The organism is Rhodococcus sp. 2G, from assembly GCF_001886355.1.
GTDB classification, from domain to species: domain Bacteria; phylum Actinomycetota; class Actinomycetes; order Mycobacteriales; family Mycobacteriaceae; genus Rhodococcus; species Rhodococcus pyridinivorans.
Genome location: NZ_CP018063.1, coordinates 4,137,588 through 4,149,791, shown reverse-complemented (window position 1 = coordinate 4,149,791; position 12,204 = coordinate 4,137,588). Strand labels below are relative to the sequence as shown.

Annotated in this window: 11 protein-coding genes; all 11 read left to right on the top strand. The window is 66.2% G+C overall.

Annotated elements, in window-relative coordinates:
- The first annotated feature begins 2 nt into the window (after positions 1-2).
- Entirely contained in the window at positions 3-941 is a 939-nt protein-coding gene (locus tag BO226_RS19600) for a phage major capsid protein (RefSeq protein ID WP_071935926.1), read from the top strand.
- Positions 938-1,219 carry a hypothetical protein gene (locus BO226_RS28185; protein WP_232238003.1) on the top strand — a complete coding sequence of 94 codons (282 nt, stop codon included), beginning with the start codon at positions 938-940 and terminating at the stop codon, positions 1,217-1,219. Before BO226_RS19600 ends, BO226_RS28185 begins: the two co-directional genes overlap by 4 nt.
- A 156-nt stretch (positions 1,220-1,375) precedes the next feature.
- A complete protein-coding gene (locus BO226_RS19590) occupies positions 1,376-1,729 on the top strand; it encodes a hypothetical protein (protein WP_156895280.1) in 354 nt (117 codons plus the stop codon).
- 318 nt (positions 1,730-2,047) lie between these two features.
- The gene (locus BO226_RS19585) at positions 2,048-2,368 is read left to right on the top strand and encodes a hypothetical protein (RefSeq protein WP_156895278.1); all 321 of its coding nucleotides are present in this window, start codon (positions 2,048-2,050) and stop codon (positions 2,366-2,368) included.
- Positions 2,368-2,775 carry a hypothetical protein gene (locus BO226_RS19580; protein ID WP_071935923.1) on the top strand — a complete coding sequence of 136 codons (408 nt, stop codon included), beginning with the start codon at positions 2,368-2,370 and terminating at the stop codon, positions 2,773-2,775. The genes BO226_RS19585 and BO226_RS19580 overlap by 1 nt, the downstream gene beginning before the upstream one ends.
- 76 nt (positions 2,776-2,851) lie before the next feature.
- Positions 2,852-3,388 carry a hypothetical protein gene (locus BO226_RS19575; protein WP_071935966.1) on the top strand — a complete coding sequence of 179 codons (537 nt, stop codon included), beginning with the start codon at positions 2,852-2,854 and terminating at the stop codon, positions 3,386-3,388.
- Positions 3,389-3,400: 12 nt separating this feature from the next.
- Complete coding sequence (locus BO226_RS28760) at positions 3,401-3,922, top strand: Ig domain-containing protein (protein ID WP_156895364.1); 522 nt, start codon at positions 3,401-3,403, stop codon at positions 3,920-3,922.
- Between the two features lie 291 nt (positions 3,923-4,213).
- Positions 4,214-4,585, top strand: coding sequence for a hypothetical protein (locus BO226_RS19565; RefSeq protein WP_071935920.1), 372 nt, complete (start codon positions 4,214-4,216; stop codon positions 4,583-4,585).
- 431 nt (positions 4,586-5,016) lie between these two features.
- On the top strand, positions 5,017-5,421 hold the full coding sequence (locus BO226_RS27250; RefSeq protein ID WP_156895294.1) for a hypothetical protein: 405 nt from the start codon (positions 5,017-5,019) through the stop codon (positions 5,419-5,421).
- Positions 5,414-11,380, top strand: a complete 5,967-nt coding sequence (locus tag BO226_RS19555) for a hypothetical protein (protein WP_071935918.1) — start codon at positions 5,414-5,416, stop codon at positions 11,378-11,380. Before BO226_RS27250 ends, BO226_RS19555 begins: the two co-directional genes overlap by 8 nt.
- Positions 11,377-12,204 (top strand): hypothetical protein, encoded by an 828-nt coding sequence (locus BO226_RS19550; RefSeq protein ID WP_232237998.1) that lies wholly within the window; start codon positions 11,377-11,379, stop codon positions 12,202-12,204. Before BO226_RS19555 ends, BO226_RS19550 begins: the two co-directional genes overlap by 4 nt.

Genomic DNA, 12,204 nt, shown 5'->3' with positions numbered 1-12,204 from the left:
CCATGGCACCCAGGACCATTGTGAGCGGGTCGGACGGCGCGGCACTGGCCGTGGCCGACTTTCTCGCGAACCCGACGCTGATCCCGACCAAGCTCAAGAAGCTGCTTGAGAATCAGTTCATCGCCGAGGCGCTGCTGCGCAACGCTGGCGCCAACACCTCGGGCGTGTTCGCCTACCGCGAAGGCGATCCGGCCTTCCTCGCCGACGATATCGAGGAGCTGGCCGAGTTCGGCGAGATCACCGTCTCGAACGCGGCCCGCGGAATCCCGAAGGTCGTCTTCTCGACCAAGCGAGGCAAGGGCATTCGCGTCACCCTCGACATGATTCGGAAGAATCAGATCGACGACGTGAACAAGCAGATCACCGCGCTGAAGAACACCTTCATCCGGGCCAACGACCGTGCCGCGAAGGCGATCTTCAACTCCGTCCCTTCGTTCCCCGTCTCTACCGCGTGGGATGTGGCGAACTCGCGGCCGCGCCGCGACATCGCCGACGCGATCTTCGAGATCTCCCAGGCGGCCCCGACCGCCGAGCAGGGCGGCAGCGAGGACGAGGGATACGAGTTCGCTGCCGACACGATCGTTCTCAACCCCGCGTTGCTGCCGATCCTGATGGACAACGACGATCTGCTGAAGGTCTATCGCGGCAACATCGCCGACCAGAACATCGCCTATATCGGTGCGCTGCCGGAGACCATCCACAACCTTCGTGTCATCGTGTCGAAGGCGTGGCCGGCCGACCGGGCCCTGATCCTCGAGCGCGGCACGATCGGGTTCTACGGCGACGCTCGTCCGCTGACGTTCACCGAGCTCTACCCCGAGGGCAACGGCCCCAACGGTGGCCCGCGTGAGACCTGGCGCTCGGATGCCACGCAGGAACGTGGACTCGCCCTCGACCAGCCGCAGGCCGGTCTGTGGCTGACAGGACTGGTGACGCCGTGACCGACTACATCCTGACCGCACTGCGGTTCAACCAGGTACTCGAGCGCAACGATCAGGGCCGGCCGACGAAGGAGATCAGGCACCGTCGCGGTGCGCTGATCACCGATCTCGACGAGCTGGAAGCGCAGCGGCTTCTGCGTGCCGGCGCGATCCGGCCCGCCGACGAGGTCGCCGCCGAGGAAGCCGCAGCAGAACGAATTGCCGCCGCGGTGGTCGACCAGGTCCCGCCGCAGGGTGCCGAACCCCCGGCGGCTACGACCGGTGGTGGCGTCGGCTGAGAGGCCGCGCCGTCCTCGGGCGACTGCGACCGACGAGAAGTGGGTGGCGTACGCGGAAGCGATCGGCATCGACGCCGAGGATCTCGAGGGTAAGAACAAGGACGAGATCATCGCCCTCGTCGACGCTGCCGAAGAGAAGTGAGCTGAGGCAGCACTGTGGCTGACTTCGTCGACGTCACTGGTCTGATGAGGGGCTGGCGGCAGCTGTCGGCAACGGAGACGATCTGGGCCGAACAGCTCATCGCCTCTGCCTCGAAGTGGATCCGCAAGCACAAGCCCACCATCGATGACGACGACCCGGACGCCCGGTTCGTCGTCATCGAGGTGGTGCGGGCCGCGCTGACGGCTGCCAAGCACGCCGGTCACGTCTCCTACACGAAGACGGTGGGAGGGGTGACCCGGTCGGGGACCCTCGTCAACCCGGGCCGGTCGTTGGTGTTCACGCCGTACCACTACCAGTTGCTCAGCATCTCGCAGTCGGCGACACCGTCCTGGACGTTCGGAGACTGACATGGACGATCTCGGTAACCAGACCGTGCGGGTGATCGAACGCGTACCCGCCAAGCGAGGGGTGATGATCGAGCAAGCCGGGCCCGAGTATCCCGGCTGCTCAGTCCAACCTGTCGGGTCCATCGAGGGCCTACCGCTCGAGCGGTACGACCGGTGGGTGCTGTACGCGCCCCCGGGCTTTCCTGAGTCCACCGAGAACGTCCTCCGCGGTCGACGGCATCGGGCCACGGCTGCACGTCGATGGCGACCTGCAGACCTGGTACGACGACGACGGTGTCGCCGAGTACGTCACCGGCTATCTCGAAAGGTGGAGGGACAGTGCCTGATCCGAAACCCGGCACCTACCGATTCTCGTCGAAGGACGCGAAAGCGATCATGGCGTCGGCTGGCGTGCAGAGCGCGACCCGCCGCATGGCGCAGAACGGTCTCGCGGCGTTCCGCGCAGAAGCTCGCCGACACGCGAAAACCGGCCAGCTCGCAACTCGGGTGCGGATCGAACGAGCGCGAGGATGGGATGGGCGTCCCGGATACCGCATCGTTTCGTCACGTGTCGCCAACCAGCACGTCCTGTTCGGCACGAAGCGCTCGAAACCAGTGCGCGCAACGCAGGCTGCGATGCGCGCCATGCGGAGGAAATGATGGCAGTCGAACTCGACGAGACACTGTTCCCGGACATCCACGAGGTACTGATGGCGTACCTCGCTCCGATCGCCGAGACAGATACCGAGCCGCCCCACGAGGACGGCATCGGTATCCAGATCAACCGGGTCGGTGGCGCAAGCGACGGGATCAGCGACTATCCGCGGGTGCAGATCACCTGCCATCACCCCGATCCGCGCGGGGCGTCACTGCTCGCACGGAAGGTCGCGAACCGGATGGAGAACATCGCCGGGGAAGCGATCGAGGTCGAGGACGAGCCGAGACCGATCTGCATCGACTCGTGTCGGGTCGACACTCCACCGGAAGCCGAGCCATACGAGAACCCCGACGCTCGCCGTGAGGTTGCGTTCTACGCGCTGAGCTTGCAGAAGCCCTGGCGGCGCTGACACCTCACACGCTCACCATTCACTCCTGGCCCACGACATCACCGTCGTGGGCCTTTCTCATGCCCCAGGAGGCATCATGGCCACATCTGTTGGCGAACTCGAGGTCGCGCGGCACCAGCGTGAGCTCATTCTCAAGCCGAACCGCATGCACATCTTCGGGATGGGCATGGACGTCGACCCCATCGAGTACATCACCGAGGGGTCGAACTCTCAGCTCTCCGAATTGCCCGATGGTGCATGGGACTTCGGACTCCTGCTCAAGGACGATGCGGTCACGCTGACCCGCGAGCTCGAAAAGTCCGACATCATGGCGGTCGGTTACAACAACCCGATCCGATCGGACTTCACCTCGGACATCGCGGGCCTGCAGTTCACCGGACTCGAGGCGAACCGGTACAACATCGAGAACAACCTCGGCATGGACCTGTCGAACATGGTCGCCAATCCGGAGACCGGTGAGATCGCGTTCGATCAGTCGCCATCGCAGAGATCCGTCAGCAGCGGTACCTCTGCATCGCCCAGTTCAACTCCGGCGTGGACCGCATCTATCTGGGGCGCCTGTTCTACGCGGGTGAGGTCGCCGAGATCAGCGAGCAGACCCTCTCCGACGTGAGGGCTCGCTGACCTGGCCGACCACCGTCAACGCGATGGTCGACACCGAACACGGCGTGTCCGTGCGCCACTACTTCGGTGGCGAAGGCTGGAACCGTGTCCTCGAGGACGCCGGATTCAAGCGCGGCGGACTGTCGATCAGCACCGCGTCGCTGCCGCCGCCACCGTCGGCACGCCGTACACGCAGACCCTCGCGGCCTCGGGTGGCACCGGCACCAAGACGTGGACGGTCTCGACCGGCACTCTGCCGGCGGGGCTGACCCTCAACTCCGGCACCGGTGTCATCTCCGGTACCCGACCACGGCGGGCACGTCCGCCTTCACCGTTCAGGTCGTCGACAGTCGACGTCCGGCAGCGCGCTCAAGCCGCTGTCGATCACCGTCAGCGCCTGACCGCCGGCCCGGCCCCTCGTGCGTGCCGGGCCTCACCAACGCGTCGGGCAGGGGAGGGATTGGCGGTCGACTTCCCCTGCCCGGCGCATTCCAGACCGCCACACCGACCGTCGCAGAAAGAGGTTCTGTCATGGGACAGATGAAGACCATCCGCAAGGCCGACTGGGTAGCGCGCCCCCTGCTCGCTCCGGACGGCCGCAGCTACACCCCCGGATCGTTCCGGGAAGAACGCGAACTGCTCTCCTCCGGCTACGGATTTGCACCCGTCGACCAGCCCGCGGACACCGCGGCGCCGGACGCTGCCGCGGTACCGGCACCCGAGCTCGAGGCTCCGGTCGCCGACGCGCCGGTGCCCGACGACGAGACGCCCGCACCCGCGCCCACCCCCCAGACCACCAGCAAGGCCAAGGCCGCACGGAGCAACGAGAGAGCAAGTGAGCAAGGACACCCTCGACAACGTGACCCAGATCGACGAGCAGGACGTTCGGCGGTACGGCGGCGAAAAGCGAGAGTCGAAGAAGCCGTTCAAGTTCCAGATCGGTGAGTCCCCGACCTTCTACGTGCAGGAACCGGACGCCGACACGGTCATGGACATCGAGGAGGCACAGACCTCCCGGCGCGTCCTGAAACTGTTCCTTGGCGACCAGTTCGACGACGTGGCCGACTTCCTCGGCCCCGAGCACCCGGACACCCTGATCGATCTCGCGCGAGACCTGTCCAAGCACTTCGGTCTGTTCGACGCGGAGCAGGCGGTCAACCGCGCCGATCGGCGCAGCCGCGACCGTCGACGCAGCGGTCGCCGCTGATAGATGCGCGACGCCAACGGGTCGACGGCCTCCTTCTTTCGGGTACTCCTGAGTGAGGCTGTCGGCCCGTTCGTCGTGTCTCTGGACGAAGACGACGAGGACGGCCCCGAGCTCATCATCGAGGCACCCGACTCGCAGGACGTCGCCGACCTCGACACCACCGTCTCCGTCCACGACCAGCTCGATCTCCTCGTCGGCGAGGACCTGGCCGATGTCATCACCGAGCACTACGCCCGCCGGCCGTTCTCCGAACTCGCCGACCTCGTCGACGACATCCGCGAACACTTCGGGATCCTCGTCCCACCGGATACCGGATGGCCGTACCTGGTCGACGAGATCGACCGCTACGGCGCAGCGATCGAGAAGGACCTGTTCGCCATGCCGGGCGACGAACGTCTCTACGACTGGGTTCGCGACCACCTGAACAACCCGTGGAACCGGTTGATCCGGCTCCTGCCGGCACTGCCGAAGGTGGCTGGTACTACGCGGCGCTCGGCAACGACGACGAGCGTGCCCAGAAGATCCTCGAGATGGAGCAACGCGGCGAGCTGCCTCCTCCGTCCAAACGACCGTCGCTGGTGGGCTGGACACACGAACGGGCGCAACTCACCAACATGGTCGATTCGCTACGGCGCATCGAGCACGCCACGTGGGGTGCGTCCCCGAAGTTCAAGGGCAAGGGCGGCAAGCCGCCGCAGCCGTCCCCGCGTCCGCAGACTGCGCGCGATCGCGTCGAAGAGTTCCAGGCCCTCGTCGAGCACGACGACATCGCCTCGCAGCTCCTCGGCAGCCGCTACACGCGGCGCTACACCCCACCGGAGGTAAAAGATGGCTGACCTGCAGGGTGGGCAGACCTACATCAACGTCTTGCCCTCGATGTCCGGCTACTTCAAGCGGGTCCGCTCGGAGATCAAGGGACACCCGGTCAACCACAAGATCGACGTCGAGGTCGATCAGCGCAGGCTCGCCAAGGCGAAGGCGGACCTCGACAGCGCCACCAAGTCCGCCGCCGAGGCTCGCCGCAAGGAAGCCGCGGCGACGAAGGAAACCGCCGACGCCGAACGGCAACTGCAGTCGCTGCGCACCAAGGGTGTCACCGACGCCAAGCGGCTCGCGGACGCCGAAGCGAAGGTCGTCAAGGCCAAGCGGGACAGCCATGCCGCCGCAGCCGCACTCAACGCGGCCGAGTCCAAGCGCACGACCGCCGCGAACCGTGTCGTGCACATCGAGGCCCGGATCGACGACAAGCGCGCCGACGCCGACAGTGCCTCGTTCCTGCAGCGTCTGACCGGCCGGTTCGGTGCCGGCGGACGCGCGGCCGGTGCACAGTTCGCCAGCGGTGTCACCGCGGGCATGAACTCGCGTGCTCGAGGTAACGAAGAAGGCCGCAGCTTCGCGGCCGGATTCGTCTCCGCCATCGGCAACGGCATGCGCATGGCGGTTTCGGGATTCTCGTTGCTGAGCAATGCGGCGAACTCGGTCATCCGAAATGTCGGGACCGCCGCCACGGTGCTCAGCTTGGCCGCGCGTACTGTCCGGCACTTCAGCATCGGTCTGCTGGCCAGCACAACGTTGCTCAAGATGATGACCGGTGTCGGCGTGGCCAAGCTCGCCGGTGCGCTGCGGCTCGCCGCCGCTGCCGCCGGCATCCTGGCCCGCGACATCGGACGGGTCACCTCCGCTCTGCTGGTGATGGCCGCCGCGGCGAAGCTGGTCGGCATCCTCACCCGCATCGGCAAGGCCCTCGGCATGATCACCGTCGGCTCCGCCGCAGCGCTCGGTGCAGTCTCGGCACTCGGCTCGGTCGTCGGCTCCTTCATGGCCGGACCGATGGTGTCAGGGCTGACGTCGATCGCAGCGGCCATGGGTACCGTCGCCGCGGCTGCGGCCGGCATCCTCGGCCCCGCTATCGGCGTGGCGAAGCTGGCGTTCGCGGGACTGTCCGAAGGTGCGAAGGCGTGGACCGACTCGCAGAAGAACGTCGGCGCCACCGCATCGAAGAGCGCTGCGTCGCTCAAGGCCGTCGAGAACGCGAAGAAGTCGCAGGCTCGCACCGCCGAGCAGGGCAACCGGCAGATCATCTCCGCCGAGAAGCAGGTCGTCAAGGCTCAGGAGGCCGTCCAGGAAGCGCAGGACGAGGTCAACAAGGCACGGCAGGAAGCCAAGCGCGATGCCGAAGGCTACGCGCGGACCCTCGCCGGTCTGGCCCTCGACGAGGAAGGCGCCGCGCTGGCGCTGGCCGAAGCCAAGAAGACCCTGCGCGAGACCCGTGCGGATCCGGATGCGGACGGTCTCGACCGGTGGCGCGCCGAGCTCGGTGTCCGTGAGGCGAAGCAGGCCTACGAGGAGATCAAGGCCACGGCCAAGCAGGAACGTGCTGAGATCGCCGACGCGCAGGCCAAGGGCATCGAAGGCTCGGACCGGGTGGTCGAGGCCAAGGAACGCGAGGCCGACGCTCACGAGCAGCTCAAGGATGCTCAGGCGGATCTCACGCAGACGCAGAAGGATGTCGCCCAGGCCAACGCCGATGCGGCCGAGGCTGTTGCGGATGCCTACGAGAGCATGGCGGAGTCTGCGAACTCCTCGGCGTCCTCGATCGATCCGTTCGCCGCGAAGATCGGTCAGCGACTCGCGCCGCTGCTGCAGGCCTTCAAGAACCTTCGGGAGGAAATCACCGATCGATTCAGCCTGGCGATGGTCGACTCGTTCTCCGTGCTCGGGGGACTGCTCGACCGACTCTCGCCGAACCTCGGCATCCTGTCCACCACGCTCGGCAACATCGGAGCTCAGATCGCCACCTCGATCTCGAGTCCGGCGGCGGTGGCGGGCTGGGACCGGATGATCACGGGCTCGAACACCTTCTTCGCCAGCCTCGCCCAGGGCGAGAACGGAATCGGCTCGGTGTTCTCCGGACTGATCAGCGTCCTCGGCACCGCAGCGCAAACGTTCGCGCACACCGGTCAGTCCCTCAACGACTGGCTGCTCGGGATCGGGGACAAACTGCGGAACATCACCGCAGAGGATCTGCGGTCCTCGCTCGAGGGCGTTCGGCAGACGTTCGAGAACATCGGCAACGTTGTCGGACCACTGTTCTCGCTCATCCGCGGATTCGGCGCCGAATCGGCAGCAGGGCTGGCACCGGGATTCGCGGCCATGGGTCAGGCCATCGAGGACTCGATCCCCGGACTGATGGACATGGCGCGGGTGCTGATGCCGGCCCTCGGCGAAGCCCTGGCCAACCTGGCGCCGGTGCTGCCCGCACTCGTTGCCGCGTTCACCCCGTGGGCGGAGACCCTCGCGGTACTGGCACCGCACCTGGCGACCCTCATCGCCAATCTGGCGCCGATGGCACCGATCCTGCTCGCCGTCGTCACCATGGTGAAAGTCGCCGCCGTGACGATGACGCTGTGGAACGCGGCGATGTTCGCCTCGTCCGTGGCGCAGGGTGTATTCATCGCAGCGACCGGACGGTCGACTGCGAGCATCCGCCGCAACACGATCGCTCTGGCCGCGTACCGTGCGGCACTGATCGCCGGTGCGATCGCACAGGGTGCGCTCAACGCCGTGATGAGCGCGAACCCGATCACGCTCATCCTGATCGCGATCGCAGCCCTTGTGGCCGGCCTCGTGTGGTTCTTTACCCAGACCGAAGTCGGGAAGCGGATCTGGGAGTCGGTGTGGAACGGAATCAAGTCGGCGCTCGCGTCGGCGTGGGAGTTCATCAAGGGCGCACTCGACGCCATCGGTTCGGCATTCACGTGGCTGTGGGAGGAGGGGATCCGCCCGGCGTTCACGAAGATCGGTGAGATCTTCACCTGGCTGTACGAGACCATCGTGCAGCCGGTGTTCACCGCCATCAAGATCGCGCTCGCCATCGTGGCGGCCGCGTTCATCCTGATGGGCCAGATCGTGATGGGCGTCTGGAACACCCTCGTCACCTTCCTCAAGGCCTACTGGGAAAACGTCGGCTCGAAGATCTTCGACGCCATCAAGGTCGCCCTCCAGGCGGTCGGCTCGTTCTTCGGCTGGGTGTGGAGCTCGCTAATCAAACCGGCCTGGGAGGCAGTCGGCACCGGTATCTCGGCCGTCTACAACGGCGTGATCCTGCCGGTGTGGAACGCACTCAAGGCCGCGCTCGAGGCCGTCGGTTCGTTCTTCGGCTGGGTCTGGAACTCCGTCATCAAACCGGCCTGGGACGGACTCGGCGCCGGGATCCGGGCGGTGTGGGAGAACGTCATCCGCCCCGCCTGGGACGGACTGAAGACCGCACTCGCCGCCATCGGTGACTTCTTCACCTCCGTGTGGACGACCGTCATCAAGCCCATCTGGGACGCCCTCGGCGCCGGGATCAAGGCCGTGATCGACAACGTCGTCACCCCCGCATGGGAGGCGATGAAGACCGCCCTCGGTAAGGTGCGGGACTTCTTCAGCGAGGTCGTCGGGGGCATTCGGGACAAGTGGGACAGCCTCAAGGCCATCCTCGCGAAGCCGATCAACTTCCTGATCAATACGGTCTGGAACGAAGGTATCGCGAAGGCGTGGAACAAGGTCCGCGAGTTCATTCCCGGACTTCCGGAAGCACTGCCACTCAACGGTATTCCCGAGCACGCCACCGGTGGTCAGATCCGTGGCCCCGGCAGCGGCACGTCCGACGATGTGCTGATGTGGGGTTCGAACGGCGAGCACATGGTCACCGCCATGGAGGTCATCAAGGCCGGCGGCCACAACGTGCTGTACGCGATTCGCGACATGATCGCGCGCGGTGTCCCGTTCTCGTGGGACAACGGGCGGCTCGTGTCCGAGGTGGGTCGTGACAACCTCAGCCGCTACGGCGCCCAGGTGGCAGTGAAGGGACTGGGCAACGTCAACCCACAGGGCATGTTCGACCGGTTCCTGCCCGGCTACAAGGACGGCGGCGAGATCCGCCCGATGTGGCAGACGCAGCTCGAGAACGGCCACCGCGCAGCGATGAAGCGCGACGGCAACCCCTACACCTGGGGGTTCGAGGACTGCTCGGGCTACATGTCGATGATCGCCGACGCCATCATCAATGGCGGCGACGGGATTCGGCGCTGGGCAACCGGATCGTTCCCCGGTGGACAGCCGTGGAAGCCGGGTCTCGGTCAGGGCTTCTCGGTCGGCGTCTGGGATGATCCGGGCGGTCCGGGTGGTGGTCACACCGCCGGCACCCTCACTGGAGTCGGCGGATATTCGACAGTCAACGTCGAATCCAGTGGCTCGAACGGGGTCATGTACGGAGGCACCGCCATCGGTGCGGATTCCCCGTACTTCGCGGGCAAGCACCCCGGCCTGTTCCATCTCGCGATCGGGGCGGACGGCGCATTCGAATCCGGCGGTGTCGGCGGTGGACCGGCTCCGGAGCAGAAGCAGTCGTTCGTGCAGCGGAAGATCACCGATGTCCTCGACTTCTTCCTCAACCCGATCAAGTCGGGGATCGGCGCGGCGATTGGAACACCTCCGCCTGAATGGCTTGCCATTCCGCCGAAGTATCTCGATACGGGGCGGGACAAGGTGGCGGGCTTCCTCGCGGACAAGGTCAACGGTCTCGGGGATCTGCTCGGTTCGGTCTGGGACAAGGCCAAGGGCATCGGTGGCCTGTTCCGTGACAAGGGCGGTTGGATCCCGAATGGGCTCTCGATCGTCCGCAACGAAACCGGGCGACCGGAGGCGGTGCTGAACTGGGATCAGATCAAGCTCATCAAGGATCTGCTCCTCGGCGGCGACATCGCCGGGGCACTGTCCGCAATGGGCATGCTCAACAACGCACCGGCGGCCGAGTCCACTCCTGCAGCCGACTACAGCCAGTACGGCTACGAGCAGGAGAAGGACAAGGTCGAGGTCGGGCCGGCGGCTGCCGCGAAGTACGCGGCAGAGATCGACTGGCTGGGCGTCGGCGCACAGATCGGCACCTCGCTGCTCGCAGAGTGGGGTAACGATCTGCTCGGCATGGCGGGGTTCTCGAGCCAGTTCGAGGGTCTGAACCTGGTCGACGACCGGGGACGCTCGGACGAAGCGCAGGCGCGCAACGAAGCCACGTACGACGACTACAAGACCGACACGGAAACCGACACGGAAACCGACACCCCGGCCGCCACCGAATCCACGGTGCCGGCGACCACCTCCACACCCCCGGAGGCGGACACGGGAACCGGTCCGGAATCGGTCGTCGACGCGGTGAAGCGGGCCTTCGCACCGTCCGGCTGGAACCAGGGCGAACAGTGGGCCGCGGCCGACTGGATCATCGGGAAGGAATCGAGCTGGAATCCGCTTGCGCGCAACCCATCCAGTGGTGCGTTCGGGCTGTTCCAGTTCCTCGGGTCGACGAAGGATGCCTACCTTCCGGACGAGAATCCGGATGCGTACATCCAGGGTCTGGCCGGCGCGAAGTACATCCGCGACCGGTACGGCGATCCGCTCCGGGCGAAGTCGTTCTGGGAGAAGAACGGCTACTACGACCAGGGCGGTATCGCATCCGGCCGCGGCTTCATGCTCAAGGACGTCATCCGTCCCGAGCGTGTGCTCTCGCCCCGGCAGACCGAAGCGTTCGAGGCACTCATCCCGATGCTCGACCGAGTCCAGTCGGCAGCCTCGGCGCCGCGTGAGGCGATGTCGGCGGCCGATCGGTCGGCGCTCGAGCTGGCCCCGGTCGGTGGCGGAGACAACTTGAGCTTCGTCGGCGAACTGTCACCAGCGATGAGGAGGGAGGTCGAGATCATGATGAATCAGCGTGAACGCGGCCCTGGACGTAGCTCCGAGTCCAGGAGGCGTTGGTGATCGACTCGATCAGCATGGTCGGGTGGGACGGGTCGCGGCACAACTACGGCGGCCCGTCCCGCACGGCGCAGGACTCCTGGATCCAGGGCGGACTCGATGGTCTCTGGGTTCCTGCGCCCCGCACCCCGACGCGCACTTCTCGGGCGTACCAGCACGGCTCGACACCGCGAGTGACGAAGATCGAGGAACGTCTCCTCGACTTCCAACTCCGGATCGAGGGCCGCACCCGTCACGACTTCGAACGCGAGTTCGCGGCGCAGATGGCGGTGTGGTCGTTCGACCACGACAACGAGGTCACCACACGGACCTCGCACGGACTTCGGAAGATCCGACTTCGGCTCGACCGTGACCCGAAGATCGTCGGCCGGATGTCGATGCAGACCAGGCGTATCGACGTCGAAATGGTCGCGGTCGCGTGCTGGCCGTACCTCACGTCGGGAACGAAGGTCATCAAGTGGGAAGCCGGGACCGGTTCCCATGTCGGGACCTTCCAGGTATCGAACCCGACCGACGTGCCGTTGTGGCTCAAGTTCGAAGGCACACCGGCCGAGAAATGGATTCTGCCGGACGGGCTGTCCGGTCGTATGGTGCCGCTCCGCCCGCAGACCACAGGCTGGCGGGTGCAGACCCGTCAGGACTTCCAAACCATCCGGGCAGCCGGAGCTGGGTTCGAGGTGTGGAAGGCGATGCGGGGTGTGAACTTCCTGCACGAGATCCCACCGCGCACCCCGCCGGTCGATCTCCCTGTCGAGGTCCAAGGCGCCACGGTGCCGGCCGAACTTCGCATCCACATGCCGCGCTACCACGAGATGCCCTGGGGGTGA